The sequence below is a fragment of the Rhizomicrobium electricum genome (assembly GCF_011762045.1).
In the GTDB taxonomy this organism is placed as follows: domain Bacteria; phylum Pseudomonadota; class Alphaproteobacteria; order Micropepsales; family Micropepsaceae; genus Rhizomicrobium; species Rhizomicrobium electricum.
Window position 1 is genome coordinate 122621 of the sequence record NZ_JAASQS010000008.1, and the last position, 26231, is coordinate 148851.

Consider the following 26231-nt stretch of genomic DNA (forward strand, 5'->3'; position numbering starts at 1 on the left):
GCCGGGGATGACAATCTTGGGTGATATGCGCCGCCACTGAATTCTCCCCAGCCATCGCGCTCCCGCGCCTATCCACGCCGCTCAACCCGCGATAGTCTTCGTTTGGGTCAATGGTGGGGTGCGATATGGGGCAGTATCGTAAGTGGCTGATCATCGGCGGCGGCGCGCTGGTGGCAACGGTTCTCGCAGTCGTCATCACGCTCTACATCATGGGTGCCAAGCACGGCGGGAACGTGCTTGACCGCATCGCCGGCGGGCTCAGCGATGTCAGCGGCGTCTCCACGGCCGAAGCCGACAACGAAAGCTTCGCCTTCCGCCGCGTCGACATCGACACCACCAAGCCCCAGGCCGAAGCCTGCATCGTCTTCACCCGTCCGCTGGATAGCGGCCGCACCAATTACAAGGACTATATCGCCATCGATCCCGACACCCGCGTTGCGGCGCGCGTCGTCGGCGAGCGGCTGTGCCTGGCCGGTCTCGATTTCGCCAAGACCTACAACATCACCCTCAAGGCCGGTTTGCCCTCGGCCCGCGGCGACAAACTCCTGGAAGACGAAACCATTCCGGTCGAGCTGCGCGACAAGCCGTCGATCGTGCAGTTCTCCGGCGGCATCATCCTGCCGCGGCAGAACATGAAGGGCGTGCCGCTGACCACGATCAACGTCGCGAAGGTCAAGATCAAGCTGATCCGGGTCGGCGACCGCCTGCTGTCGCAGATCGAATCCGGCACCGTCGACGAGACCACGCTCTATTCCTGGAGCGCGCACGAGATCGAGAACAACCAGGGCTCGCTCGTCTGGCAAGGCACGATGGACGTCGCCAATGTCAAGAACGACACGGTGGTGACGCTCATTCCCATCGACAGCCTGCTCAAGAATCGCAAGCCCGGCGCCTATGTGCTGATCGCCTCCGATGCTGCCAAGAAGCCGAACACCTCGGAAGACGGCGAGGAATACGAAACCGGCGATATGGCGGTACAGTGGGTGGTCGATTCCGACATGGCGCTCACCACCTTCAAGGGCGCCGGCGGACTTTCCGTGTTCGTGCGCTCCTACGCTAATGCCAAGCCGTTGTCCGGCGTCAAGCTGGCGCTGGTGGCGCGCAACAACAACGAGCTCGCCACCGTCAAGACCAACAGCGACGGCCGCGCCGATTTCGATGCCGGGCTGATGCGCGCCAAAGGCGGCGACGAGCCTGTGGTGGTGATGGCCTATGGCGACGGCGGCGATTTCTCGTTCATCGATTTGCGCCGCTCGGCGTTCGATCTCACCGACCGCGGCGTGTCGGGACGCGAAGTACCGGGACCGCTCGATGCGTTCCTGTATACCGAGCGCGGCGTCTATCGCGGCGGCGAAGTGGTGTATCTCACCGCGCTGCTGCGCGACCGGGTTGGTGCGGCGGTGTCGAATGCGCCGCTGACGCTGGTGGCGACCCGTCCCGACGGATTGGAAGTCGGGCGCGTCACCATTGCGGGCGCGAATCTGCAAGCCGGCGCCGCGTCGTGGAAGCTGCCGCTGTCGTCGAGCGCGCCGCACGGGCGCTGGCAGATTGCCGCGTATGTCGACACCTCGAAGGATGCCGCGCCGATCGGGCGGGTGCAGTTCGATGTGCAGGATTTCATCCCGCAGAAACTGAAAGTCGTGCTCACGGCGGAAACCAAATCGGTGAAGCCGGGCGGCGAGATCAAGGTGAAGGCGGAAAGCCGCTTCCTTTATGGGGCGCCTGCGAGCGGGCTGACCGGCGAAGCCGAAGCGCGCATCAGCGTCGATCCGACGCCGTTCGAAGGCTATCACGGCTGGCAGTTCGGCCGTATGGACGACAAGTTCTCCGATGTCGATGTCCAGCTCACCGTGCCGCCGACCGATACCGCGGGCGTGACCACTGCGACCGGCACCGTCAACCAGCTTGCCGACACGACGCTGCCGCTGCGCGCCCGCATCCGCGTCGCCATTCATGAGCCCGGCGGACGCACCACGGCGAAAACGACCGAAATTCCGGTGCGCAATCACGAGGTGCTGATCGGCATCCGTCCCGACTTCCAGAACGGCAGCGTCGCCGAAGGCCAGCGGGCAAATTTCCAGATCGTCGCGCTCAATGCCGACGGCCAGCGCATCGATGTGTCCGGCGTGACCTATTCGTGGGTGCGCGAAGACACCTCGTATCAATGGTATCAGGACGAAGGGAACTGGAAATACAAGTCGGTCACGCGCGACCGCCTCGTCACGTCGGGCACGATCAAGATCGGTGCCGGGGCGCCGCTCAAGATGGGCCAAGCGATGGCGTGGGGCACCTATCGCCTGACGCTGACCGATCCCAAATCCGGCGCGGCGGCGTCCTACCGCTATTATTCCGGCTGGGCGGCTTCGAGTGCGGGCGACCGTCCCGACCGCATGCCGGTCGCAGCCGACAAGCCGACCTATAAGGTGGGCGAGACCGCGCACGTCCGCATCAAGCCGACCGCCAACGGCAAGGCGCTGGTGGTGGTGGCTTCGGACAAAGTGTTCCTGTCGAAGACCGTGGATGCTCCGGCGAGCGGGGCAACCATCGACATTCCGGTGTCGGCCGATTGGGGCGCGGGCGCTTATGTGCTCGTCACCGATTACCGCCCGCTGAACGATGCGCGCGGGCACGAGCCGGTGCGCTCGGTGGGATTGGTGTGGCTGGCGCTCGACAACGCGCCGCGCACGCTGACGACCTGGATCGCCGGGCCGAAACAAATCCTGCCGCGGCAGAAGCTGGTGCTGCCGGTGTGGGTGAAAGGACTGGCGCGCGGCGAAGAGGCCTATCTGACGCTGGCGGCGGTGGACGAGGGCATTCTTCAGCTCACGGACTACAAGTCGCCCGATCCCAATTCCTATTATTTCGGCAAGCGCCGTCTCGGGGTCGAGATGCGCGACGATTACGGCCGGTTGATCAAACCGGAACGCGGCCTCGTCGGGCCGATGCGCGAAGGCGGCGACATGTTCGGCGGCCGGGCGCTGGCGGTGGTGCCGGTGAAAACCGTGTCGCTTTATTCCGGTCTGGTGAAAGTCGGCGCCAACGGCCTCGCCAACATTCCGGTCGAGGTTCCGGACTTCAACGGCGAGCTTCGCCTGATGGCGGTGGCGGTGTCGGCGGGCAAGATCGGTCATGCCGACCGGCCGCTGACGGTGCGCGATCCGGTGGTGGCGGACGTCGTGCTGCCGCGCTTCCTGGCGCCGGGAGACAAGGCGCAGGTCGCGCTCAATCTCGACAATGTCGACGGCAAGTCCGGCGACTATACCGCCGAGGTTTCGTCTTCCGGTCCGGTCGGCGTCGGCAACGGCCGGGTGGTGATCAAGCAGGCGCTGGCGAAGGGCAAGCGCGTGCTGGTGCCGGTGGACGTGTTCGGCAAGGGCCTGGGCGTCGGCAGCGTCACACTCAAGCTGACCGGCCCCGGCGGCTTTGCCGTCAGTCATTCCTACGGCATCGAAGTCCGCGCCCATCAACTCGAAATCGCCAGCGAAGACGTGCAGCGGTTGCCCGCGGGCAAGAGCTGGGTCGCCAACAAGGGTCTGATCGCGGGTGTTGTGCCGGGCACGCAATCGGTGGCGCTGACGGTGTCGGCGGCGCACGGCTTTGCCAACGTGCCGGGCCTTCTGAAGTGGCTCGACAAATATCCCTACGGCTGCATCGAACAGACCACGTCGCGCGCCATGCCGTTGCTGGTGTTCAACGACATGGCCGATCTGGCGGGACTGCCGAAGGATCAGGCGTTGCGGGCGCGCGAGCAGAAGGCGGTCGATGCCGTGCTCGACATGCAGAACCCCAGCGGCAATTTCGGCATGTGGGGACCGGGTTCCGACGCCGATCCGTGGATCAGCGCCTATGCGCTCGATTTCCTGATGCAGGCCAAGGACAAAGGCTACATCGTGCCCAACGATGCGCTGCGCCGCGGCCTCGCATGGCTGAAGCGCACCGCGTCGTCCACCAGTCACGACGATGCCACCCGCGCGTATGCCTTCTATCTGTTGGCGCGGGCGGGGCAGGTGAACGTGTCGGATCTGCGCTATTTCTCCGACACCCGCGGCAACGAGTGGAACACCGTGATCGCAGCGGCCCTGACCGGCGCGGCGGCGGCGGAAGTCGGCGACCGTTCGCGGACGGCGTTCGCCTTCAACAAGGCGCGCGACATCGCCTTCAAGCCCAATCCGAAATATCCGGGCGGCATGTACGGCTCGTACTTGCGCGACGTATCGGCGGCGCTGGCGCTGGCGGCGGAAAGCGGCATGACGCCGATGATTCCGGCCTTCCTGTCGAAGGTCGAAAGCATCGACATGCGCCTCAATTATACGACGACCCAGGAAAAAGCCTGGATGCTGCGCGCCGCCTACGAACTGACCAAGCAGCGCACCAAGCTGAACATCCTGGTGAACGGCCAACCGGCCCAGCCGCGCAACGGCGCCATCCGCTTGTCGCCGTCGTACGGTCAGCTTGAGGCGGGTCTCACCTTCCTCAACCGGGGCGATGCCGACGTCTGGCGCACCGCGTCGGTGCAAGGCCTGCCGGCGACGACATTGCCGGCGCTGGCGAACGGGCTCAGCCTCGAAAAAACGCAATGGACGCTGTCCGGCTCGCCGGTCGATCTCGCCAATATCCATCAGAACGACCGTGTCGTGATCGTACTGACGGGGCGGCTGCCGAACAATTTCGCGCGGCAGGTGGGCGTGATCGATCTGTTGCCGGCCGGGTTCGAGATCGAGCAGGTGCTGAAAGGCGAGGAGGGCAAGCCCTATAATGTCACTGGCACGCTGACCGATCTCAGCTTAGCCGACAAGCGCGACGACCGTTTCGTCGGCGCGTTCACGCTGGGCTCGCGCTACGACTACGGCGCCAAAGGTGCCGACCTGCAGCCGGGCTTCCGCATCGCCTATGTGGTGCGGGCGGTGGCGGTCGGAACCTTCCAGTATCCGGCGGCCGTGGCGGAAGACATGTACGCGCCCGGCGTGATGGCACGTACGACGGCGAAAACGGTGACGATCAAGCCGCAAGGCAAGTAGCGCTTCCCGAAACGTGTGAAGCGGTTTTCGGATGGGACGCGCGACGGAAGAGCAAGGAGAGACCATGGCCAAGAGAGAGTTCGGCGGTCCGCGGTTCTTCGCGCTTGGCGCCGTGTGGTGGTTCGTCGTCGCCGGTAGTGTGAGCGTGCTGCACCGCATCTTTCCGGACTTCGTCGAAACGCCGCTGGTGGTGGTGATCGCCGTGGCGCTGGCGCTGATCGGCACCTTCGCGATCGTCTATTTCGCAAAGCCGAAGTAGGGGCGTGTTGTGACGCGGATGTTTTTCTGCCCCACGCGGGCGCACGGTTCTTTCTTTCCGCACGTGGACCGCGGGGGGAAGTCCGTGCGGAGCGCGGGAAGGGGGGATTAATTTTGCACGAATTCACCCCCCTTCGTCATCCGTCGCTTGTAGCGCCGGCTGACACTTCCCCCCACGGTCCACGTGCCAACGCGAAAATTTTAGCGCCCGTGGAGGGCAGAAAAGAACTCCGCGGCTCCGCGTCTCCGTGTGAAAAGCACTGGAGCAAGTTCTTCGAAATCGTGCCGTTGTCGTTACCTGGGTCCCCTTCCCCTCGCTGCGCTGCGCTGGCTCAGCCGGGGATGACAGCGGAGGTGTGGTAGGCGCGAATGCAAGCGATAGCGTCATCGCGCTGGTTTGTGCGGGGATTGTTCTCCGCCCTCGGCCTCGTGTCGGCGGTGGTGGTCGCGGATCTTGCCAATCCGCCGCCGATGGATCGCATCGCCAATGTTTCGCCCGAGGTGGTGGACCGGCATGGCGTGCTGTTGCGCGCGTTTCTCACGGCGGATGGCACCTGGCGCATGCGCACGCATGTGAACGAGGTATCGCCCCGCTATCTCGCCATGCTGAAGGCGTACGAGGACAAGCGCTTCGATCATCATGCGGGCGTCGATCCTTTGGCCATGGCGCGCGCGGCCAAGCAGTGGCTGGGCGTCGGGCATGTGGTGTCGGGCGGCTCGACCTTGACCATGCAGGTGGCGCGGCTGTTGGAGCCGACCAAGAAGCGCGGCATCGGCACCAAGCTGTTCCAGATGATCCGCGCGGTGCAATTGGAGGAGCGCTATTCCAAGGACGAAATTCTCTCCTTCTATCTGACCCTGGCGCCGTTCGGCGGCAATCTGGAAGGCGTGCGCGCGGCTTCGCTCAGTTATTTCGGCAAACCGGCGAACCAGATCGATCTTGCCCAGGCCGCGCTGCTGGTGGCGTTGCCGCAATCGCCGGTGAAGCAGCGCCCCGACCGTCACGCCATCGCGGCGCTGAAGGGGCGCGACAAGGTGCTGGCGCGGATGGTGTCGGAAGCCGTCGTCACCGCCTCCGACGCGGCGGTGGCGAAGAAGGAAGGCGTGCCGTTCGCGCGCCAAGCCATGCCGCTGATCGCGCCGCATCTGGCGGAGCGTCTGGCGCGCACCACCAACGCCACGCACATCGTCACCACGCTCGACGCCGATGTGCAGATCGCGCTCGAACAGATGGCGGTGCAGGAAGTGCGCTATATGGGCGACGGCGCCACCACCGCCATCGTCGTGGTCGAGAACAAGACCCGCAATGTCGTCGCCTGGATCGGCGGCACCAATTACTGGGGCAAAGCGGGGCAGATCGATCTCGCCCGTGCGCCGCGTTCGCCCGGATCGGCGCTGAAGCCGTTCATCTACGGTCTCGCCTTCGACGATCTCATCCTGCACCCTTCGACCATGATGGAAGACACGCCGATGAATTTCGGCGATTACGCGCCGCGCGATTTCTCCGGCGATTTCCAGGGGCAGGTGACGGCGCGCGATGCGCTGCGCATGTCGCTCAATGTGCCGGCGGTGGCGGTGCTGGAGCGGGTGGGGCCGCTCGCCTTCACGCTGGCACTCAAGAATGCCGGCGCGAAACTCTACTTCCCCACCGCCGACACCGCGCCCAATCCGGCGTTCGCGCTCGGGGGGCTCGGCATTTCGCCCGCCGATCTCACCATGCTCTATGCCGGCATCGCCAATGGCGGCGAGGCACGGGCGTTGCGTCTGGTCGAAGGCACGCCCGATGCGCCGACGCATCGCTTGTTCGGGCCGGTGGCGGCGTATTACCTGCATCAGATCCTGATCGGCGTGTCGCTGCCGGAAGGCTGGGCGATGGGCGAAGGGCTGGCGCGCGGGCGCACCATCGGGTTCAAGACCGGCACGTCGTACGGTTTTCGCGATGCCTGGAGCGCCGGATTTTCCAACGACTACACGGTCGGGGTCTGGGTCGGGCGGGCCGACGGTACGCCGCGGCCGGGCAAAGTCGGGGTCGATACCGCCGCGCCGCTCCTGCTGAAGGTATTCGGGCTGCTGCCGGCCGACCGCGAACCGGCGCCGAGCCCGCCCTCGGGCGCCATCCTGGCCGAAACCACCGACGCGCTGCCCCCTTCGCTCAGGGTTTTCACCCGCACCACCGAGCAGCCGGTCGAGACCGCCGCGCCGCTGCCGCCGCCCGCCATTGCCTATCCGCCCAACGGCACCGTGATCCCGCTGCCCGGCCCGCGCGATCCCGATAAAACCATTATGCTCAAGGCCGACGGCGGCAAGGCGCCGTTGACTTGGCTGGTCAACGGCATGCTGGTCGGCAGCTTCGACCGCTTCCAGCCGGCGCTCTACCAGCCCACCGGTGAGGGCAACGCCCGCATCACCGTGGTCGATTCCGAAGGGCGCAGCGACACTGCCACGGTGCGGTTCAAGCGGGACCGCTGACACGGTTTTGGACAGTTCGCCGCAGGTCTCCATGGAAAGCGCTTTCGCCCGTCATCTTCCCTGGATCGTGACTTGTTGACCGTAAGCGCTGTCATTAGGCTTCCCGGAAAACATAACCAATCAGAAATGGGGAGGAAGATGAGGAAATTTCTAGCGGCTGCCGTGGCCGTGGCCGGTTTGGCCGCAACGGCGTTGGCGGCACCGCCGACGTTTCAGGAACCCTTCACGCCGATCGATGCGGCGGCGCAGAACGCCGCAATGGGCGGCGGCGTCAATGTCCTCGGCTACGATCCGGGCTGGGGCGATCCCGCCCTGTTCCGCTTCAAGCCCGAGTATTTCAAGGTCATCCACGACGGCGGCTTCAAGCATGTCCGCATCGTGCTGCAGGCCTTCCAGTACCAGGACGCCGACGGCAATCTGCCGACGCGCTGGCTGAACCAGCTCGACACCTTCGTGAAGGCGGCGCTCGATGCCGGCCTGACCGTCATTCTCGACGAGCACGATTTCGAATTCTGCGCCAAGGATGCCGTCACCTGCGGCACCAAGCTGAACAAGTTCTGGCAGCAGATCGCGCCCCGTTACAAGGACGCCCCCAACCGAGTCATCTTCGAAGTCCTCAACGAGCCGCATGGCGTGTTGACGCCCGAGCTGTGGAACAAGCAGCTTGTCGAGACCGTGGCCATCATCCGCGCCACCAACCCGACCCGCAATCTGATCATCGGACCCGGCAACTGGAACGGCCTCGACAGCCTGCCGCTGTTGCAACTGCCGGAAAACGACCGCCACATCATCGCGACCTTCCACTATTATCTGCCGATGGAATTCACCCATCAGGGGGCGCCGTGGGCCGATCCCAAGATCACCGCGCTGTCCGGCATCACCTGGGGCACGCCGGCGGAATACAAATTCCTCGCCGACAAATTCGATCAGGCGAAGGCCTGGTCGGTGGCGCATGACCGCCCGCTCTATCTCGGCGAATTCGGCCCCTACGATCAGGCGCCCGCCGCCGATCGCATCAAGTGGACCAAGGCGGTGCGTGAAACGGCCGAAGCGCGCGGCTTCTCGTGGGCGTGGTGGCAGTGGGACGGCAATTTCATCCTGTGGGACTATGCCAAGCCCGGCTTTGTCGAGCCGATCCACAACGCGCTCATTCCGCCCAAGAACTGACAGGAGGTCGCCATGACCCTATCGCGGATTTTCGCCGCTGCCGTGCTCCTTTTGGCGAGCACGGCCGGTACTGCTGCTCCGAAGGCGGACAAGGCCGCGGCGTTCGCGCCGATCGATCCGTTCGCGCAAGTCGCCGAAATGAAGCGCGGGGTCAATGTCCTCGGATACGACCCGGTGTGGAGCGACCCCCAAAAGGGCCGCTTCACGCCGGCCATGTTCAAGAAAATCCATGACGCGGGATTTTCGAACGTGCGCGTCGTGCTGCAGGTGTTCGATCACCTCGACGCGGCGAACAAGCTCGATCCCAAATGGCTGAAGACGCTCGACACCATGGTGGACGCGGCGCTGAAGGAAGGCCTTACCGTGGTTCTCGACGACCACGATTTCCTCAAGTGCTCCGAGTCCGCCGAGGTGTGCCGCACCAAGATGACCGCGATCTGGTCGCAACTGGCGCCGCATTTCAAGGACGCGCCCAACAAGCTCGTGTTCGAATTGCTCAACGAACCCAACGGCGCCATCACGCCGGAGGTCTGGATCGGCCTGTCGCGCGAACTCCTGAGCGTGGTGCGCCAGACCAATCCGACGCGCAACGTGCTGATCGGCGGACCGTTCTGGAACAATCTCGAAGGCCTGCCCTGGCTGAAGCTGCCGGAAGACGACCGTCACATCATTGCGGTGGTGCACTATTATCTGCCGCGGCCGTTCACCCATCAGGGCGCGCCGTGGGAGCCGGTCAACGCCCAAACCGGCGTGTCGTGGGGCAGCAGATCCGAATATCAGGTGATGGAAGAAGAGCTCTACATCGCCAAGACCTGGGGTGACGCCAACAAGCGGCCGATCTATCTCGGCGAGTTCGGCGCCTACGACAAGGCTCCGATGGAATCGCGCGCCAAATGGACCGCGGCGGTCGCCCGCTTTGCCGAGAAGTACGGCTTCGCCTGGGCGTATTGGCAGCTCGACGGCGATTTCATTCTCTACGACTTCAAGACCAACAGCTGGGTCGAGCCGCTGCTCAACGCTCTCGTTCCGCCTGCCGACAAGACCAAACAATAACTGGAGGACGCCCCATGAATTTGAAATCGACCCTCGCCATCGCCGGTGCGCTGGCGCTTCTGGCCGCGCCGGGCCTTGCCGCGCCGAAGGCCAAGCCCGCGCCGGCGCCGGTGGCGGCCCCTGCCGCGCCGGTCCGGCCTGCGGCGATCCAATCCGGCTTTGCCGGCATGGATGCCTTCGTGCAGGTCGGCCAGATGGGGCCGGGCGTCAACGTGCTGTCGGAAGATCCCGGCTGGACCGACGCGTCCAAGGCGCGCTTCAAGCCTGAACTGTTCGCCAAGATCAAGGCGGCCGGGTTCGGCCATGTCCGCATCGTGCTCAACGCGATGGGCCATATGGACGACTATTTCGTGCTCGAGACCGGCTATCTCAACCGCCTCGACACGATGGTCAATGCCGCGCTCGATGCCGGGCTGACGGTCATTCTTGACGAGCATGATTTCAATTACTGCGCCGTCGATACCTGGGGCTGCCGCCAGAAGCTGAACGCGTTCTGGGCGCAAGTGGCGCCGCGTTACAAGGATGCGCCGGCACGCCTCATCTTCGAAGTCATGAACGAGCCGCATCAGGACTTCACGCCCGAGATGTGGAACGACCAGATCAAGCAGACCCTGCCGATCATCCGCGCCTCCAATCCGGTGCGCAATGTCATCATCGGACCCGGCCAGTGGAACGGCCTCGGATATCTCGACAAGCTCGTTCTGCCGATCACCGACCGCCACATCATCGTGACCTATCACTATTATTCGCCGATGGAGTTCACCCATCAGGGCTCGCCTTGGGTGTCGCAATACAAGCTGAACGGCCAGACCTGGGGATCCGAGGCGGACTTCGCGCTCCTCAACAAGGACTTCGATATCGTCAAGGCCTGGAGCGACAAGTGGAACCGTCCGATCCTGCTCGGCGAGTTCGGCGCTTATGAAACCGCACCGATGGAAAGCCGCCTCAAATACACGTCGGCGGTGGCGCGGGCGGCCGAGAAGCGCGGCTTTGCCTGGGCCTATTGGCAGTTCGACAAGGACTTCATCGTCTACGACATCGCCAACGACAAATGGGTCGAGCCGATCCTGAACGCGCTCATTCCGCCGAAGCCGTAATCCGGATCTGTCGGCACGTAACCAAAGGCGCGGGAGGCAACTCTCGCGCCTTTTTCAGTGCAGCCCCAGCGCCTTCGCCCACGCCGCCAGGGTTCCGTTCTGCCACAGCAGGCGCGCGCTCATCGCCAGCGAGGTCACGATCAAGAGCGGCTTGATCAGGCCGGTGCCGTGCTTCAGCACCAGCCGGGCACCGATCGCGCCGCCGCTGACCATGCCGCAGGCCATCACGATGGCGACGATCCAGACGATGTGGCCGGTGAACAGGAAGAAGATCAGCGCGCCGAGATTGCTCATGAAGTTGTAGAGCTTGGCCTGCATCGTCGCAGAATCGAGCGCCAGACCGGCCAGCCCCACCATGCTCATCGCGAAGAACGTGCCGGTGCCGGGGCCGAAGAAGCCGTCGTAGAAGGCGATCAGCGGCACCACGCTCACGGCGAACATCGAGAACTTCATCCGGGCCGCGCCCGGTTCTTTGCCGAGATCGTCGCTCAATAGCAGCCAGCCGCAGATCGCGATCAGGAAGAACGGTACGAGACTGCGCAGTACGCCGGGGTTGATGAAGGTCAGGCTGGCGGCGCCGCACGCCGATGCGAGCATGGCGAGGAGCGCCGGCTTCCACAGCTTCAGAACCGGCAGGCGGCCGCTTTTCCAGAAATGCCGAGCAGCGCTAAGTGGCGAGAAGATCGCCTGGAACTTGTTGGTGGCAAGCGCTGTCACCGGCGGCAGGCCGGTCGCCATCAGGCCGGGAATGGTGAGCAAACCGCCGCCGCCCGCCATGGCGTCGATGGTGCCGGCGACGAGCGCCAGGACGAACAGACCGAAAAGCTGAAGGGGATCGAACATTACGCCATCACTCGCGGCAGGCCCGGTTCCATATTCGGCCCCGTCCCAGCCCGCAAGGCCTCGCGCATCTGTGATGGCTTTGATGCCGTTAATAGCGGCAGAACCAGCGTTGTGGTGCTACGACTTTTGTCTACCTATGGGGGAGGGCATCATGAATCGCAAAGAATTCTTCGCTGCCTCGGCCAAGGCCGGACTTGGCTGCTGCGCATTGGCCGTCATGGGCCGTGCGGCCGCTGCCAGCGATGCCGATTGCGCCGCCGCGGCCCAGGAAAAGGAATTCGTGACCAATTGGCTCACCGATCTGTTTGAGGCCATGGAGACCGGCCTCGATGAGGAAACCAAGGTCAAGCTGATGGCCGCGTGCGGCAAAGGCTGCTTCCTGCGGCATTCCTTCAAGACCGATATCGCACGCGACGGCAAAGGCGACATCGACAAGCTCTTGAAGGCCTACACGCGCAGCTTCGAAGTCTGGCGCCAGGGCGATCTCGTCCACGTGCGTTTCGGGCCTGAGGTGCGCAAGTGCTTCTGCCCGGTCTCCCAGTACCACCCGCGGCACAAGCACGACATGCACTGCGAATGCTCCCGCGCCACGCATCAGGCCATTTTCGAGACTGCGCTGGGGCGGCCGGTAAAGGTCGAGATCCTGGAATCGGTGCGGCGCGGCTACAAGACCTGCCACTTCCTCGCCCATGTGGGCGAACAGGCCTAAAACAAAAGGACTTTAGCGGTTCGCTACCGGACTGTGGGCTTCGCTGGCGATGCGCGTGAGCAGATCCTGGGTGGGATAGCCATCGGCGGGCAGATTGTGTGCCTTTTGCCAGCCGCGTACGGCGGCGCGCGATTTGGCGCCGATCATTCCGTCGGCCTTGCCGATATCGAAACCGAGCGTGCTGAGTGAGGTTTGCAGCGCCAGCCGTTCGTCGCGATTGAGCGGCGCGAGGCCCCGCGGCCAGGTCGCGATCACCGCCGGCGCGCCTTTCAACTGGTCGGCCAGAAGGCACACCGCCAGTGCATACGAGGCGGCATTGTTGTAGCGCAGGATGACCTTGAAATTGGGAAACACCAGGAACGCCGGACCATAAGCGCCGGCGGGAAGATAGAGGCTGGCGGGCTGATCGGCGGCTTCCAACTCGCCGCCCTGGATCGTCTTGACGCCCAGTTTCTTCCACGCCGCCACCGGCTTGACGATATCGAGATCGGCGTTCTCGTAGGCAAACCCTGCGGGCAGCGCCACTTCAGTGCCCCACGGCTTACCATCGACCCAGCCGGCACTGCGGATGACATTGGCGGTGGAGGCGAGCGCATCGCCGGGGCTGTTCCACAAATCGATGCGGCCGTCGCCGTCGCCGTCGACGGCTTGGGCGAGGAAGGTGGTGGGCACGAACTGGGTCTGGCCGAAAGCGCCGGCCCAGGAACTCGTCATTGTCTCGGGAGCATAGCCTTCGCGCTGCATCATCTTGAGCGCAGCGAGAAGCTGGGGCCGGGCGTAGTCCATGCGGGGGCCGTCGTAGGCGAGCGTCGCCAGCGCCTCGAACATGTTGTAGCGGCCCATGCTGCCGCGGCCGTAGTCGCTCTCGTTGCCCCAGATCGCCACCAGGATTTCCGGCGGCACATGGAAGCGGGCCGTCACGGCGGCGAGGATATCGGCATCGCCGACCAGAAGCGCACGCCCGTTGGTGATCCGCTCGGCCGAGACCGCGTTGTCGAGGTACTGCCAGATCGGGGTGACGAATTCCGGCTGATTGAGATTGTGATCGGAAATCCGCTGGTTGCGGCGGATGATCCGGGTGGCGTTGTCGTAGGTCTCCGGCGTGATTCCGGCGGCAAGCGCCTGGCTGCGGAAATCGGTCAGGAAGGCGGTGAAGGCGGCGTCCTCGGCCTCCATGGCCGCCAGCGGCGAAGGAGACGGCACCGGAACGCTGGAGTCCGCGCCATAGGCTGCGGCAACCAGCATCAGGCTGAACAGCCAGGCCAGAAACAGAACAATTCCACGCACTTTTATTGCGCCCCCAAGCTCAATTCGGCACACTCCGCTGGAGCTTCTTTACCATGCTCCTCGCGACCATTTGCGACGGAATCCGCACAGTTGACACCCTTATTCCCGCCGACTAGAACCGCGCCTCCTCGGCGGGGCCAATCCGCAGTTTCCGAAGTTTCAAAAGGCGTGCCATGAAGATCCGCAACTCGCTCCGCTCGCTCAAGAAGCGCGACAAGGACTGTCGCGTGATCCGCCGCCGCGGTCGCACCTACGTCATCAATAAGAAGAACCCCCGTTTCAAGGCGCGCCAGGGTTAATTCCAGGCCACAAAGCGGTCATTCGCACTACCCGGCCACCCGCCGTGTGGTTTACGCTTGCGCCATGCGGACGTTCCTTTCAGCGCTGATGTTGCTGCTGCCTCTCGCCGGGGCGGTGGCCGCACCGCCGGTCCAACCTGTGGACAGGCTGTTCTCCCAGCTCAAGCAGGCCGAACGCCCGGAAGACGCCAAGCCGCTCGAGTCTCAGATTCTGGCGAGTTTCCTGCGCTCCGGCAGTCCCTCGATCGACGTTCTGATGACACGGGCCGAAGCCGCGCAGGCGACCGGCAAGAAAGACGTCGCCCGCCACCTTCTCGATGAAATCGTCGTCATAGCCCCTCGCTTCGCCGAGGGCTGGCATCGCCGCGGTTTGCTGCAGCAGGATGCGGGCGATGCCGCGGCCGCCATGGTGTCGCTGCAGAAGGCGGTGGAGCTCAATCCCCGCCATTTCGAAGCCATGACCCAGCTCGGCGAGATGCTGGAGGAATTCGGCCAGAAAGAAGAGGCGCTGAAGCTCTATCGCCGCGCCATCGCCCTCGATCCCCAGTTCGAAGGTCTCCAGCGCCATATCGACGGTTTGTCGCGGGCGGTCGAAGGGCAGGGGATCTAAGCGTCGCCCACCGCCCGGCTGTGCACGCTCTTGATTTTCATTAATTAAATAGTGAATGATGCGAAGGCGGCACGGCCCACCGCGCTTTGCTTTCGGAGATCTGCCATGACCCTTCCGCCGCTTCCCACTTTCCGGCTCGACGGCAAGACGGCGCTCGTTACCGGCGCCGGACGCGGAATCGGAGCGGCGGCGGCCGCGCTTTTCGCCCAGGCAGGTGCTGCGGTCACGCTGTGCGCCCGCACCGGCAGTGAAGTCGAAGCGGTCGCAGCCGAAATTCGCACGGCCGGATTTCAAGCCGACGCCTTCGCGCTCGACGTCAAAGATATCGCGGCCGTGCAGCGCGAAATCGCCGCGCGCGGGCCGTTCGACGTTCTTCTCAACAACGCCGGCATGAACCGCATCCGCAGCATCACCGAGATTACCGAGGACGACTATGACGCGGTGCTCGATCTCAATTTGAAATCGGCGCTGTTCGTGGCGCAGGCGGTGGCGAAAGGGCTGCTGGAGGCAAAAAAGCCCGGATCGATCATCAACGTATCGTCGCAGATGGGCCATACCGGATTGGGCGGCCGCTGTCTGTACGCCTCGTCGAAATGGGGACTCGAAGGGCTGACGCGGTGCATGGCGATCGATCTGGCGCCGCACGGTATTCGCGTCAACACCATTTGCCCGACCTTCATCGATACCGCGCTGACGCGTCCGATTCTGGACACGCCCGGCTTCCGCGATTTCGTGCTCGGCCGCATCAAGATCGGCCGCCTCGGACGCATGGACGAGTTGAGCGGCGCCCTGCTGCTGCTGGCGTCCGACGCGTCCACGCTGATGACCGGATCATCGCTGATGGTCGACGGCGGCTGGCTGGCAGGCTGACGCGGAGAGGCCTACACCGGCCGGCGCCCGAGACCGGCGAGGTAAAGGCTGGCGGCTCCGGAAATGATCGCCAGCGCGACGATGCCGACGGCGATCCAAAGGCTGCGTTCGGCTTCGCGGATCATGTCGGCGTGTTCGACGAAGCGCTTGTGGCGTTCGTGCTCCAACAGCACCCACAGGCGGACCCGAAGTTCGGTGGTGAGGTTCTGCTCCGCCGTAGCAACGGGCGACCGGTCGACTTCGTCCAGATGCGCGACGAGATACCGGAAACGTTGCTGGCGCACCGCCAGACGGTCCGCAATCACCCGATACATCTGCGTGGCCGCCGGATCGCCGGCAACCGAACGGCCGAGCTTCTTCATGGCCGCGTCGATTTCGCCGCAAATACAGGCGTTGCGGGCCGGAAAGCTCGGATTTGGACGGATGACTTCACCCTTCAGCAGGCGGTCCGAATCGAGCAGCCGGGATTCTACGGTGGTGATCTCGAGCAGTGTGTTTCCGGTCGCCTCGGCGTCAAGCCGGCTGACCCTCAGGCCCGATACCGAAAAGCTCATCAGAACCAGGGCGCCGATCATCAGCACGGCCGTGGCGGTGAAGATCTGGACGGCGAGCGAATGCAATCCGCCGTGAACGGTCGAGTCCGACAATCGCTGTTTCCATGACCTTTGCATCACGGCCCCCCGCGAGACCGGTCACAAATGTAATCACGTAGCGTTAACAATATATACCAATTGCCGCAGAGGACTTGGTTTGATCGGCCCAAACAAAAAGGGAGCAGCGGATCCGCTGCTCCCCTTGTTTATTAAGATCCGCTGCGGTCAGAGCGACTTCTGCGGACCGACGAAAGCGACGCGCAGCATGTTGGTGGCGCCCGGCGTGCGCAGCGGCACGCCCGCCGTCACGACGATACGCTCGCCCGGCTTGGCGAAGCCTTCGAGGAAGGCAAAGCGCGCGGCGCGATCGACCATGTCGTCGAGGTCCTGGGCATCTTCGGTGTAGATGCAATGCAGGCCCCAGACGAGCGACAGGCGGCGCGAGACTTCGAGTTGCGGCGTCAACGCGATGATCGGCGCATCCGAGCGTTCGCGCGCGGCGCGAAGCGCGGTCGAACCGGACTTGGTCCAGCACACCACGGCGCGGGCGTGAATGGTGCTCGTCACCTCGTGAACCGCCGCCATGATCGCATCCGGGGTCGTCGACTCCGGCTCGTTGCGCTGGCTGTTCATGATCGGGATGTACTGCGGATCGCCTTCCACGGTCATGGCGATCTTGTCCATCATCGACACCGCTTCGACCGGATAATCACCGGCGGCGCTTTCGGCCGACAGCATCACTGCATCGGCACCGTCGAACACGGCGTTGGCGACGTCGGTGACTTCGGCGCGGGTCGGCACCGGGGCGGTGATCATCGACTCCAGCATCTGGGTCGCCACTACCACGGGCTTGCCGGCCTTGCGGGCCATCTTGGTGATCAGCTTCTGCTTGCCGGGAACTTCCTGCACCGGCAGTTCGACGCCGAGATCGCCGCGCGCCACCATGATGGCGTCGGAGAGATCGAGGATTTCCGGCAGCCAGTCGATGGCGCGGGGCTTCTCGATCTTGGCGAGACAGCCGGCCTTGTTGCCGACGATCTTCTTGAGATCGGCCATGTCGTCGGGACGCTGCACGAAGCTGAGCGCGATCCAGTCGACGCCGAGCGCCAGCGCGGCATCGAGGTCGCTCCGGTCCTTCGGCGTCATCGCCGGGATCGGCAGCACCGTGTCGGGCAGGTTGATGCCCTTCTTGTTCTTGATGACGCCGCCGTTTTCGACGATCGCATCGGCCTCGTCCTTGCCGACATCCTCGATCTTGAGACGGACCTTGCCGTCGTCGATCAGGATCACTTCACCCGGCTGAATCGCCGCGAAGATCTCGGCATGGGGGATCGGAATGTCGTCGCCGCTCTCCACGCTCGGCTTGCGCACGAGATGGACCTTCTCGCCCTTGGCGAGGTCGCGTTCGCCGTTCGGCAGGGTGCCGAGGCGGATCTTGGGGCCCTGAAGGTCGGCGAGGATGGCGATCGGGCGGCCGACATTCTCTTCCAGCTCGCGAATGACGCGGACCTTGTCCGCCAGCTCCGCATGGCTGTTGTGGCTCATGTTGATGCGGAAGACGTCCGCGCCCGCCTCGAACAACGCCCGTATCATTTCAGGCGTCGAGCTGGCCGGCCCGATAGTTGCGAGAATCTTGGTTTTCCGTCTGCGCCTCATGTTCTCCGTATAGTCCTAGTTCGATAAAGATTGCTTCCAATTTGGGCTGTTGCCCGTGTCGACGGCAAAAAAACCTTTGCGGTCATAGCCGCGCAGAGCGCAGTTGCCCCGCCCGGTAATCGTGAACTTCGGCTGCGGCAGCGTGCAAAAATAGGTGCTGCCGCTCCAGGTGCCCGACTCGCCGTCCGTTCCGTAGAGGTAGTAGTAGCGCGCATTGAGCCGGCCAGGGATGAGGGTCTCGCATTTTTGCGAAAGAATTGTCCACCAGCCTCGGCTCTCCCACTCCGTTCCGTTGTACTCGCCCAGCGCCACTTTGGCGGGCACGCTTGCCTTATTGCAGACCGTGAACTCGGCCGAGGCCGGCACGGTCGCCAGGGGCACCGTTAAAAGGAGAATCAGGGCAACAGAAAGGCGCATGGCGCTGTCAGGATGTCGCGCAAAGCGGGGGGTTCGTCAACGCCGGAACAAGTCCTTGCTCAATAAAGCCCTCCCGGCAATGATGACCATTCTATGACGGAACCTCCTTTCGAGTATATCCCGGAGCCTCCGGGCTCACGGGCCGGCCTCCTGTTCGTCTGCGATCACGCCGCAAATGCCATGCCAGAAGGCTATGGCACCCTTGGGCTTAGGTCCGAATTGTTGGCCACCCATATCGCCTACGACATCGGCGCCGCCGCAGTGACCCGCGATCTGGCCGTCCGGTTCGCGTCCGCCGCGATTTTGGGGCGCTGGTCGCGGCTTTTAATCGACCTCAACCGCGGCCCCGACGACCCTACGCTGGTGATGAAACTCTCGGACGGCAGCATCATTGCGGGCAATCGCGACGCCGGTCCCGAGGAAATCGCCTGCCGTCTCCGTGCCTTCCATGCCCCCTATCATGCCGCCATTGCCGCCGAAATTGGCGGTCTGGAGGCGCGCGGCTTGGTGCCGACGGTGGTTTCGATCCACTCCTTCACCCCGGTTTGGAAGGGCCGCAAACGAAAATGGGATGTCGCCGTGCTGTCGGACCGCGACCGGCGGCTGGCCGATCCCCTGATCGCCCGGCTTGCCGAGGCCGGCTTGGCGGTCGGCGACAACGAGCCCTATACGGGGGCGCTGGAGGGCGACACCCTCAACCGCCACGGCACCTGCCGGGGGCTGCCGCATGTCCTGATCGAAATCCGTCAGGACCGCATCGGCGATACGAACCATGCCCGGCGTTTCGCCGCGCGGCTGGAACCGATCCTCCGGGCCGCCTTGGCCGATATGGGACCGTCAGAAAGGCTGTCCCAAACGATTCACAGCTAGCACATCCGGCCGCGTTGCGCGGGCGGGACGCGGCGGCTAGGTTCCGGCCCCCTGTTCACTTGAAGGCGTTTGATATGGCCAAGTCGGCTTTCGCAAAAGATCGTCTGCGTTCGTTCGTCGAGCGCGTGGAGCGTCTGGAAGAGGAAAAGAAAGCCCTCTCCGACGACATCAAGGAGGTCTATGCCGAAGCCAAAGGCGAAGGCTTCGACGTCAAGATCCTGCGCCAGGTCGTGCGTCTGCGCAAAATGGACAAGGCCGATTTCCAGGAAACCGAAGCGATGCTGGATCTCTATCTCAGCGCGCTCGGAATGCGCTGATCACTTCGCCGGCAGATAGCCCAGCCATTTCAGCCAGTCTTCGAACCGGTCGGTCCAGGTATCGACCGGAAGGTTCCGCTTGCTGACCGCGAAGCCGTGGCCGCCTTTGGCGTAGACGTGCAGTTCGACCGAGTGCTGCGCTTTGTTCCAGACATCGAAGGCGCGCAGCGATTGCGGCATGTAATCGTCGGCGGCCACCGCCATGAACAGCGGCGGTGCATCGGCGGGAACGGCACTGAGGTCGCGTGAGGTGGCCGGATAGATCCCCGCCACGAAATCGGGACGGATGCCGGCGTCATTGTTGCTGCCGAGATAGACCGAGAGCAGGCCGCCGGCCGAAAAGCCCATCACGCCGATCCGGTCGGCCATCACGCCCCAGTCGCGCGCATGCCGGCGGACGAGACGCATCGCCTGTTTGGCATCCTCCTTGGCGAACGGAATGGCGGTGACCTGCCGTTGTTCGCGCGCCTCGCGGGTCAGCGTTTCGCCCGGCGGGAAATGGGCGACGCGGTACTTGAGCACGATCGCCGTGATGCCGCGCGCCGTCAGCCAGTGCGCAACCTCTTCGCCTTCGCCCGCCCAGGCCACGCTCTCGAAACCGCCGCCGGGGATCACCAGCACGGCGGTGCCGTTTGCTTTCTGCGGCTTGAATACCGTGAGCGTCGGGCGGACGATGTTATGGATGAAGCGCAGCGGTTCCGCCGCCGAAGCGGGTTGTTCCTCGCTCCAGTTCCAGCTTTCCGAGCCCGGCGCCACGCCCGGCCACAGCGGGATTGGCTCCGCCGCGGCGCCGCCGCACAGGGCCCACGCCAAAACCATTATGAAAACCGCGCGCATAGGGACATCCTTCCGCTCCAGCCGATGCGGCCGGCACGATGACGATGCCGTCAGCGCCGAATCTGGATGTGCGGCGGGTTGTCTCGACGTGTGCGTTTCTCGGACGCGAAGACGTCAACCTTTAGGACGCCGATGCGAAGCACTTTCATCCTGGCGCCGGGACGCGCCTTGATCGCTAACCAGCAGTCGAAAAACCAAACACACATCGCAAGGGAGTTGATCACCATGCACCATAGGGCTTTTGCCGCGGCGAACGGCATTCTGTTCGCTTTGCTCCTGTCCGTCGGAGCCGCAGCGGCCGAGACGGGCGCGCCGGCCATCAAGGATGATTTCAAGCCGTCGTCATTGAATCAGCCCGGCCAGCAGTATCCGCAGGTCAATTCCCAGGGATATGCGCGCTTCCGCATCGAAGCACCCGATGCGAAGAGCGTCGCCGTGACTTTGGGCCTCGGCGGCAGCGGCGGCACCGTGCTCACCAAAAGCGCCGACGGCGCATGGACGGGAACGACGGCCGGTCCGCTCGACGAGGGCTTTCACTATTACCATCTGAAAATGGATGGCGGCGTCTTCAACGATCCCGGTACGCAGAACTTCTACGGCTCGGTCCGTTGGGAAAGCGGTATCGAAATTCCGGCGCACGATCAGGATTTCTATGCGCTCAAGAACGTGCCGCACGGCAAGGTGCAGCAAATCCTGTTCAATTCGCCCAGCACCAATACGCAGCGCCGGGCGTTCGTCTACACGCCGCCGGGCTACGACAAGGATACGTCGGCGCGTTATCCGGTGCTCTATCTGCAGCACGGCTGGGGCGAAGACGAAACCGCCTGGAGCGTTCAGGGCCATGCCAACCTGATCATGGACAACCTGATCGCCGAGGGCAAAGCCAAGCCGTTCATCATCGTGATGACCTACGGCATGACCAACGACGTCAAGTTCGGCAAGCTCTTCACATTCGACATCAAGCCGTTCCAGACCGTTCTGGTCAACGAACTGATCCCGTATGTCGATTCTCACTTCCGTACGATCGCCGATCAGCCCCATCGCGCCATGGCAGGACTCTCCATGGGCGGCGTCGAAACCAAGATGATCACCTTCGCGAACCTGGATACGTTCTCGCGCATCGCTCTGTTGAGCGGCGGTACGGTGTCCATGGAAGACGTCGACAAGGCTCCGGGCTTCCGCGAAAAGGTCAAGCTGGTGTTCGTCAGTTTCGGCAGCCGCGAAATTCCCGACGGCAAAACCGGCTTTCCCGGCGCCCCGAAAATCGATCCCAAGGCGAACGCCGACGCGCTGAAGAAAGCCGGCATCAACAGCATATTCTACGTCTCGCCCAACACGGCGCACGAGTTCCTGTCATGGCGGCGCAGCCTGCGCGAGCTTGCACCGGTGCTGTTCAAGGATTGACGACCAGGCAATAAAAACGGCGGCAGGAGCACTACTCAGCCTCCTGTCGCCGTTTCTTTTTTGGAACGGCTGCGCGCTATCCGACCTTACGCTCTTCGTCCGTGGGCTCGCCCTGGCCGGGCTCTTCGAGGCCGAATTCCTTCAGCTTGCGGTACAAGGTCGAGCGGCCGATGCCGAGACGGCGGGCGACTTCCGACATATGGCCGTCGTAACGGGCGATGGCGGTGCGGATGATCTCGGATTCCATGTCGTCCATCTTGCGCATGTGACCGGCCGCATCGACGACGTTCATGGTGTAGGGCGCCGACGGCAGGGCGGGTGCGAACGTGGCGGCCTGCAGGGCCTGGGCATCGGCGACGGTGGCGGCGCGGCGCGGCCGGGCTTCGACACCCATGGCGCTGGCGATCTGCGGGAAGTCGCAGACATCGAGCAGCGAACCGTCGCACAATACCACGGCGCGGAAGATGGTGTTTTCGAGTTGACGCACGTTGCCGGGCCAGGAATAGCGTTCCATCAGATCGGCGGCTTCCGGCGTGAGACCGGCGACGGGCTTGTGCTCTTCCACCGCGAACCGGGTGATGAAATGGCGCGCCAGCGCCGGGATATCGTCGCGCCTCTCGCGCAGCGGCGGCACGAAGATCGGGAACACGTTGAGGCGATAGAACAGGTCTTCGCGGAACCGCCCTTCGCGGGTCAGTTCGGCGAGGTCGCGATTGGTGGCGGAGATGATGCGCACATCGACCTTGACCGGCCGCTTGGCGCCGACCGGATCGACTTCGCCTTCCTGCAGCGCGCGCAGCAGTTTCACCTGCATGTCGAGCCTGAGCTCGCCAATTTCGTCAAGGAACAGGGTGCCGCCGTCGGCTTCCTGGAATTTGCCGAGGTGACGCTCGCTGGCGCCGGTGAACGAGCCCTTCTCGTGGCCGAACAGGATGGATTCGATCAGGTTCTCGGGGATCGCGCCGCAGTTGACGGTGACGAACGGCCGGCCGGCGCGGTCGGACGAGCCCTGGATGGCCCGTGCGACGAGTTCCTTGCCGACGCCGGATTCGCCTTCGATCAGAATCGGAATGGTCGATTGCGCCGCGCGCACGCCGAGCCGCGCCACCTGCTTCATCTCGTCCGACTTGGCAATCAGGTCTTCGAACGAGAGACGGTTGTCGCTCTTCTTCTTGAGGCGCGTGACTTCGCCCGACAATGTGCCGATCTTGAGCTGGTTGCGGATCGATACGGTGATGCGTTCGGGACTGGCCGGCTTGACCAGAAAGTCGTTGGCACCGGCGCGCATGGCCTCGACGGCGGAATCGATGCCGCCCTTGGCGGTGAGCACGATCACCGGCAAATCGGGATGGCTGACACGCACTTTCGACAGCACTTCGATGCCGTCGATATCGGGCATGATGAGATCGAGGAGGATGAGGGCGATCTGGTCGCCGCGCGGGCCGTTGACGAGATCGAGCGCCGGACCGCCGCCGGGAGCGGTTATCACGGTCATGCCGGAACGGCTGATTGCTGCTTCCAGCAAGCGCCGCTGCACCGGATCGTCGTCCACGATGAGTATAGTCTGGGCCATCACATCCTCTAGTGTTATGGCCCAATGTGGTCCGGTGAGGGTAAAAACGGGTTTAAGATGTGTCCTTTTGCGGCACAGATTCCTCCCAAGATCGGTTTGGTAAAGATACAGTAAACGTCATTTTTCCGCGAGTTTTGCGGCATCTCGGTAATTACGGATGTTGCTGCCGGAACGCAGTTTGCTTCACATCCATAGCGTTCTGCCGCAGCATCGCCCACAACATCAGGGCGGGTGCGATCAGCGCAGCACCGGGGATCGAATAGCGTCCGAGCGCCATTTGCACGAACGGCAGCCACCACGCGAGTTTGACGAGGAGGTCGCCACGATTGTCGGCAAGGTTCCGTTGCAAAAGCCACAGCCCGGCGAGCGCGAGCGGCAGGGTGTCGTACGGCATCAGGTAGGGCGTTGCGGCTACGGACGCGGCGAGGAACTGCGTGGTCTTCACTGCCGGATCGCCCGGCCGCCTCCACATACGGTAGACGCAAACCGCGGCCGCGAGCGCCACCGCGATCTGCACCGCCATCGCGGCGCCGTAGCCGAAGCCGATGCGATGCAGGTTCATGAATACCGTCGGCATCGCCTGAGTCGCCAAGATCTCGGTATGGACCAGCACCGTGTTCTGCGCCGGAATGCCGATCGCGATGTAGTCGCGCCAGACCTCGATGCCATAGAGAGCAACTGTGAGGCCCGCGAGCGCGGCAGCCGTCGCCGCTGCGCTTGCCAATGTTCGCCAATGACGTCCGGCGATCAGCAACACCGGCACCAGCAACGCAACCTGCGGCTTGAGCGACAAGAGACCGAAGAGAATGCCGGCAACGACGGGCCGTTTCTCCAGCAGCGCCAATCCCCCGAACAGCAGCGCGGTGGTGAAGAAACTCCATTGTCCCGACATCAGCGCGAACAAGGCCGCGGGCGCCGCGAAGACGAACACGGCACTTCCTCTGTCGCGCAAGATTTGTCGGGCGGCGGCGAACAGAGCTGCGCCACCGAGGAGTGTCCATAGGGCCAGCGCGAGGCGATAGGGCAGCAGCCCGAATGGCGCGGCGGCAATCAGCAGCGTCGGCGGATAGGACCAGCTCTGTGGCGGATAGCCTTGGCCGACCGTTCCGGTGAGGGCGCGGTTGTACGTCGCCGGATCGTAATACCGGCCGGGGTCGGGTGCGTAGGCGGCCCGTCCCACCATCCAGAAATTGAGAAAGTCGCGTCCGGCTGCCAGTGTGGTGGCATCGCGCGGAAATTGTGCGGTCCAGTCCGTTGCACGGTAGAAGGCGATTGCAAACGCCAGCGTCGCCAGCGCCCCCAATAAGGCGAGCGTCTTCGCGGTTCGACGTGGGCTCCCGGCGGACGACATGGGGAAATCTTATCAGGCCAGCGGTTGCGGCCGTGTTACCGAACCGCGGTCTTGAGATAACCAGGCTGGTGTGCGAGCTTCCTACTATGAGCGACAAACCTGCCAATCCGGTCGATGTCCCAGAGCTTCAGACCCCGCTCGCGGCGCTCGAAGGCGCCGTACCGCCTGCTCCACAATGGTTCAAGGATGCCGTTGCGGTCCGCCCGCAAAGCACCGTCATCGAGGTCGAAGGCGCGCCGATCCATTATCTGAGCTGGGGCAGTCCGGCCAAGCAGGGGCTTTTGCTGGTGCACGGCAACGCCGCCCATGCCGGCTGGTGGAGTTTCATCGCACCGTTCCTGTCGCGCGATTATCATGTGGTGGCGCCCGACCTGTCGGGCATGGGTGATTCCGCCTGGCGGCCCGACGGCTATTCGATGGAAACCTTCGCCGCCGAACTTCTGGCGGTGGCCGAGCATTCCGGGACGCTGGCGATCGACGAGCCGCCGGTGATCGTCGGCCACAGTTTCGGCGGCTTCGTCACCATCCTGGCCGGCGCTCTCTACGGCGAACGGCTGGGCGGTTCGATCATTCTCGATGCCCCGGTCAATCCGCCCGACCGGCCGCATTCGAGCCCGTTCACGGCGCGCGCCCATCACCATTATCCGACGCTGGCCCGCGCGCTGGCGCGCTTCCGCCTGTTGCCGCCGCAGGCGTGCGAGAACCTCTATCTGCTCGATTACGTCGCCCGTCAGTCGCTGCGCGAAGTCGACGGCGGCTGGCGCTGGAAGTTCGATCCCCAGATTTGGCGCGATTTCTCGATCGGCAACCTGGAAGCGCGTTTGCGCGACACCAAGTGCCGCATCGCCTTCTTCCGCGGCGAGAACTCGTTCCTGATGCCGCCCGAGATCGGGAATTTCATGTCGAGCCTGCTCGGCCGCACCGCTCCGGTGGTGGAAATTCCGGGGGCGCAGCATCACGTGATGCTCGATCAGCCTCTGGCCCTGGTGGCGGCGCTGCGGGCGCTGCTCGCCGACTGGCGCCATTCCGAGGTATCGCGCTCGCCGGACGAGCCGGACTGAACCGGACGGTCGCCGTGACGGACTTTCGAACCGCTCTGGGCGGCGCGGGCGGGCCCCCTTGCCGCACCTCCATTTTCCGCCAGGGGAGCTTTGCCTATAGTCCGCCCGCCTCTTGGAGCCGGCGGATGGACGAGCAAGACGACAGCGACAGCGATATTCCTGTCGCAACGGCCGACCTCAGCGAACATCTGCGCACATGGCGCATGTTCCTGATCAAACTGCGCTGGGGCGCGGTGGCGGCGGTACTCGTGCTGGCGCTGCTCCTGGCGTTCCGAACACACGGCTGAGCGCGTCCGTAAGAATTCGAAACAGAGTGTGTTTTCAAGCGATTGCGAATTGTCAAAAAACCCAGGAAAACGGGCCGTATTGGTGTGGAATGCCGCATGCGTCAGCGTTGCCCTTGCGGCGCGTTTGGGTTATGCCCGCGACGGCTAAATTTGGGGGCGGTATTGGCCGTAGGGCACGTTTTTGC

At 64.0% G+C, this 26231-nt stretch carries 23 protein-coding genes; 15 read left to right on the top strand and 8 right to left on the bottom strand.

Annotated elements, in window-relative coordinates:
- The first annotated feature begins 125 nt into the window (after positions 1 to 125).
- From FHS84_RS16170 to FHS84_RS16195, 6 genes are all read left to right on the top strand, one after another.
- Positions 126 to 5018, top strand: coding sequence for an alpha-2-macroglobulin family protein (locus FHS84_RS16170; protein WP_166936220.1), 4893 nt, complete (start codon positions 126 to 128; stop codon positions 5016 to 5018).
- Positions 5019 to 5082: 64 nt separating this feature from the next.
- Complete coding sequence (locus FHS84_RS16175; RefSeq protein ID WP_166936222.1) at positions 5083 to 5277, top strand: hypothetical protein; 195 nt, start codon at positions 5083 to 5085, stop codon at positions 5275 to 5277.
- Between the two features lie 368 nt (positions 5278 to 5645).
- Complete coding sequence (gene pbpC, locus FHS84_RS16180; RefSeq protein WP_166936225.1) at positions 5646 to 7745, top strand: penicillin-binding protein 1C; 2100 nt, start codon at positions 5646 to 5648, stop codon at positions 7743 to 7745.
- Between the two features lie 138 nt (positions 7746 to 7883).
- Positions 7884 to 8912: a glycoside hydrolase family 5 protein gene (locus FHS84_RS16185; protein ID WP_166936227.1), complete on the top strand. Its 1029-nt coding sequence runs from the start codon at positions 7884 to 7886 to the stop codon at positions 8910 to 8912.
- Positions 8913 to 8924: 12 nt separating this feature from the next.
- Positions 8925 to 9965, top strand: coding sequence for a glycoside hydrolase family 5 protein (locus FHS84_RS16190; protein WP_166936229.1), 1041 nt, complete (start codon positions 8925 to 8927; stop codon positions 9963 to 9965).
- Between the two features lie 14 nt (positions 9966 to 9979).
- A complete protein-coding gene (locus tag FHS84_RS16195) occupies positions 9980 to 11062 on the top strand; it encodes a glycoside hydrolase family 5 protein (RefSeq protein ID WP_166936231.1) in 1083 nt (360 codons plus the stop codon).
- A 54-nt stretch (positions 11063 to 11116) separates the two neighbouring features.
- On the opposite strand, the gene FHS84_RS16200 is transcribed toward FHS84_RS16195, so the two are convergent.
- Entirely contained in the window at positions 11117 to 11905 is a 789-nt protein-coding gene (locus FHS84_RS16200; RefSeq protein WP_166936233.1) for a TSUP family transporter, read from the bottom strand.
- A gap of 151 nt (positions 11906 to 12056) precedes the next feature.
- On the opposite strand from FHS84_RS16200, the gene FHS84_RS16205 reads away from it, so the two are divergent.
- Positions 12057 to 12614, top strand: coding sequence for a hypothetical protein (locus tag FHS84_RS16205; RefSeq protein WP_166936235.1), 558 nt, complete (start codon positions 12057 to 12059; stop codon positions 12612 to 12614).
- Positions 12615 to 12626: 12 nt separating this feature from the next.
- Here FHS84_RS16205 and FHS84_RS16210 read toward each other — a convergent pair whose 3' ends face one another.
- Positions 12627 to 13901 carry a lytic murein transglycosylase gene (locus FHS84_RS16210; RefSeq protein ID WP_166936238.1) on the bottom strand — a complete coding sequence of 425 codons (1275 nt, stop codon included), beginning with the start codon at positions 13899 to 13901 and terminating at the stop codon, positions 12627 to 12629.
- Between the two features lie 173 nt (positions 13902 to 14074).
- Between FHS84_RS16210 and ykgO the strand changes: the two genes are divergently transcribed.
- The 3 genes from ykgO (at position 14075) to FHS84_RS16225 (ending at position 15680) form a co-directional block, all read left to right on the top strand.
- Complete coding sequence (ykgO, locus tag FHS84_RS16215; RefSeq protein WP_166936241.1) at positions 14075 to 14200, top strand: type B 50S ribosomal protein L36; 126 nt, start codon at positions 14075 to 14077, stop codon at positions 14198 to 14200.
- A gap of 64 nt (positions 14201 to 14264) precedes the next feature.
- Positions 14265 to 14810: a tetratricopeptide repeat protein gene (locus FHS84_RS16220; RefSeq protein ID WP_166936243.1), complete on the top strand. Its 546-nt coding sequence runs from the start codon at positions 14265 to 14267 to the stop codon at positions 14808 to 14810.
- Between the two features lie 105 nt (positions 14811 to 14915).
- Positions 14916 to 15680: an SDR family NAD(P)-dependent oxidoreductase gene (locus tag FHS84_RS16225; protein WP_166936245.1), complete on the top strand. Its 765-nt coding sequence runs from the start codon at positions 14916 to 14918 to the stop codon at positions 15678 to 15680.
- Positions 15681 to 15691: 11 nt separating this feature from the next.
- On the opposite strand, the gene FHS84_RS16230 is transcribed toward FHS84_RS16225, so the two are convergent.
- From FHS84_RS16230 to FHS84_RS16240, 3 genes are all read right to left on the bottom strand, one after another.
- Positions 15692 to 16351, bottom strand: a complete 660-nt coding sequence (locus FHS84_RS16230) for a hypothetical protein (protein ID WP_166936247.1) — start codon at positions 16349 to 16351, stop codon at positions 15692 to 15694.
- Between the two features lie 147 nt (positions 16352 to 16498).
- Complete coding sequence (gene pyk / locus FHS84_RS16235) at positions 16499 to 17929, bottom strand: pyruvate kinase (protein WP_166936250.1); 1431 nt, start codon at positions 17927 to 17929, stop codon at positions 16499 to 16501.
- Between the two features lie 15 nt (positions 17930 to 17944).
- Positions 17945 to 18346, bottom strand: coding sequence for a DUF1036 domain-containing protein (locus tag FHS84_RS16240; RefSeq protein ID WP_166936252.1), 402 nt, complete (start codon positions 18344 to 18346; stop codon positions 17945 to 17947).
- Positions 18347 to 18439: 93 nt separating this feature from the next.
- Here FHS84_RS16240 and FHS84_RS16245 point away from each other — a divergent pair, with 93 nt between their 5' ends.
- Together FHS84_RS16245 and FHS84_RS16250 are read left to right on the top strand one after the other, a co-directional pair.
- Positions 18440 to 19216: an N-formylglutamate amidohydrolase gene (locus FHS84_RS16245; RefSeq protein WP_166936254.1), complete on the top strand. Its 777-nt coding sequence runs from the start codon at positions 18440 to 18442 to the stop codon at positions 19214 to 19216.
- Between the two features lie 74 nt (positions 19217 to 19290).
- The gene (locus tag FHS84_RS16250) at positions 19291 to 19533 is read left to right on the top strand and encodes a DUF2312 domain-containing protein (RefSeq protein ID WP_166936256.1); all 243 of its coding nucleotides are present in this window, start codon (positions 19291 to 19293) and stop codon (positions 19531 to 19533) included.
- Here FHS84_RS16250 and FHS84_RS16255 read toward each other — a convergent pair whose 3' ends face one another.
- On the bottom strand, positions 19534 to 20370 hold the full coding sequence (locus tag FHS84_RS16255) for an alpha/beta hydrolase (protein WP_166936258.1): 837 nt from the start codon (positions 20368 to 20370) through the stop codon (positions 19534 to 19536).
- 225 nt (positions 20371 to 20595) lie between these two features.
- Here FHS84_RS16255 and FHS84_RS16260 point away from each other — a divergent pair, with 225 nt between their 5' ends.
- The gene (locus FHS84_RS16260; RefSeq protein ID WP_166936260.1) at positions 20596 to 21774 is read left to right on the top strand and encodes an alpha/beta hydrolase; all 1179 of its coding nucleotides are present in this window, start codon (positions 20596 to 20598) and stop codon (positions 21772 to 21774) included.
- Positions 21775 to 21850: 76 nt separating this feature from the next.
- Here the strand turns inward: FHS84_RS16260 and FHS84_RS16265 are convergent, their stop codons facing one another.
- Both FHS84_RS16265 and FHS84_RS16270 read right to left on the bottom strand, forming a co-directional pair.
- Entirely contained in the window at positions 21851 to 23347 is a 1497-nt protein-coding gene (locus FHS84_RS16265; protein ID WP_166936262.1) for a sigma-54-dependent transcriptional regulator, read from the bottom strand.
- A 151-nt stretch (positions 23348 to 23498) separates the two neighbouring features.
- Entirely contained in the window at positions 23499 to 24698 is a 1200-nt protein-coding gene (locus FHS84_RS16270; RefSeq protein ID WP_166936264.1) for a glycosyltransferase family 87 protein, read from the bottom strand.
- A gap of 86 nt (positions 24699 to 24784) precedes the next feature.
- Between FHS84_RS16270 and FHS84_RS16275 the strand changes: the two genes are divergently transcribed.
- Positions 24785 to 25759, top strand: a complete 975-nt coding sequence (locus tag FHS84_RS16275) for an alpha/beta fold hydrolase (protein WP_166936266.1) — start codon at positions 24785 to 24787, stop codon at positions 25757 to 25759.
- 125 nt (positions 25760 to 25884) lie between these two features.
- Complete coding sequence (locus tag FHS84_RS16280) at positions 25885 to 26046, top strand: aa3-type cytochrome c oxidase subunit IV (protein WP_166936268.1); 162 nt, start codon at positions 25885 to 25887, stop codon at positions 26044 to 26046.
- Positions 26047 to 26231 lie beyond the last annotated feature (185 nt).

Excerpts from the sequence above, each read along its gene's own strand:
- FHS84_RS16255 (WP_166936258.1), bottom strand. The coding sequence starts at position 20,370 with ATGCGCGCGGTTTTCATAATGGTTTTGGCGTGGGCCCTGTGCGGCGGC.
- FHS84_RS16225 (WP_166936245.1), top strand. The coding sequence starts at position 14,916 with ATGACCCTTCCGCCGCTTCCCACTTTCCGGCTCGACGGCAAGACGGCG.
- FHS84_RS16175 (WP_166936222.1), top strand. The coding sequence starts at position 5,083 with ATGGCCAAGAGAGAGTTCGGCGGTCCGCGGTTCTTCGCGCTTGGCGCC.
- FHS84_RS16205 (WP_166936235.1), top strand. The coding sequence starts at position 12,057 with ATGAATCGCAAAGAATTCTTCGCTGCCTCGGCCAAGGCCGGACTTGGC.
- ykgO (WP_166936241.1), top strand. The coding sequence starts at position 14,075 with ATGAAGATCCGCAACTCGCTCCGCTCGCTCAAGAAGCGCGACAAGGAC.
- FHS84_RS16230 (WP_166936247.1), bottom strand. The coding sequence starts at position 16,351 with ATGCAAAGGTCATGGAAACAGCGATTGTCGGACTCGACCGTTCACGGC.
- pbpC (WP_166936225.1), top strand. The coding sequence starts at position 5,646 with ATGCAAGCGATAGCGTCATCGCGCTGGTTTGTGCGGGGATTGTTCTCC.
- FHS84_RS16240 (WP_166936252.1), bottom strand. The coding sequence starts at position 18,346 with ATGCGCCTTTCTGTTGCCCTGATTCTCCTTTTAACGGTGCCCCTGGCG.
- FHS84_RS16190 (WP_166936229.1), top strand. The coding sequence starts at position 8,925 with ATGACCCTATCGCGGATTTTCGCCGCTGCCGTGCTCCTTTTGGCGAGC.
- FHS84_RS16250 (WP_166936256.1), top strand. The coding sequence starts at position 19,291 with ATGGCCAAGTCGGCTTTCGCAAAAGATCGTCTGCGTTCGTTCGTCGAG.
- FHS84_RS16275 (WP_166936266.1), top strand. The coding sequence starts at position 24,785 with ATGAGCGACAAACCTGCCAATCCGGTCGATGTCCCAGAGCTTCAGACC.
- FHS84_RS16200 (WP_166936233.1), bottom strand. The coding sequence starts at position 11,905 with ATGTTCGATCCCCTTCAGCTTTTCGGTCTGTTCGTCCTGGCGCTCGTC.
- FHS84_RS16220 (WP_166936243.1), top strand. The coding sequence starts at position 14,265 with ATGCGGACGTTCCTTTCAGCGCTGATGTTGCTGCTGCCTCTCGCCGGG.
- FHS84_RS16270 (WP_166936264.1), bottom strand. The coding sequence starts at position 24,698 with ATGTCGTCCGCCGGGAGCCCACGTCGAACCGCGAAGACGCTCGCCTTA.
- pyk (WP_166936250.1), bottom strand. The coding sequence starts at position 17,929 with ATGAGGCGCAGACGGAAAACCAAGATTCTCGCAACTATCGGGCCGGCC.
- FHS84_RS16170 (WP_166936220.1), top strand. The coding sequence starts at position 126 with ATGGGGCAGTATCGTAAGTGGCTGATCATCGGCGGCGGCGCGCTGGTG.
- FHS84_RS16195 (WP_166936231.1), top strand. The coding sequence starts at position 9,980 with ATGAATTTGAAATCGACCCTCGCCATCGCCGGTGCGCTGGCGCTTCTG.
- FHS84_RS16245 (WP_166936254.1), top strand. The coding sequence starts at position 18,440 with ATGACGGAACCTCCTTTCGAGTATATCCCGGAGCCTCCGGGCTCACGG.
- FHS84_RS16260 (WP_166936260.1), top strand. The coding sequence starts at position 20,596 with ATGCACCATAGGGCTTTTGCCGCGGCGAACGGCATTCTGTTCGCTTTG.
- FHS84_RS16280 (WP_166936268.1), top strand. The coding sequence starts at position 25,885 with ATGGACGAGCAAGACGACAGCGACAGCGATATTCCTGTCGCAACGGCC.
- FHS84_RS16265 (WP_166936262.1), bottom strand. The coding sequence starts at position 23,347 with ATGGCCCAGACTATACTCATCGTGGACGACGATCCGGTGCAGCGGCGC.
- FHS84_RS16185 (WP_166936227.1), top strand. The coding sequence starts at position 7,884 with ATGAGGAAATTTCTAGCGGCTGCCGTGGCCGTGGCCGGTTTGGCCGCA.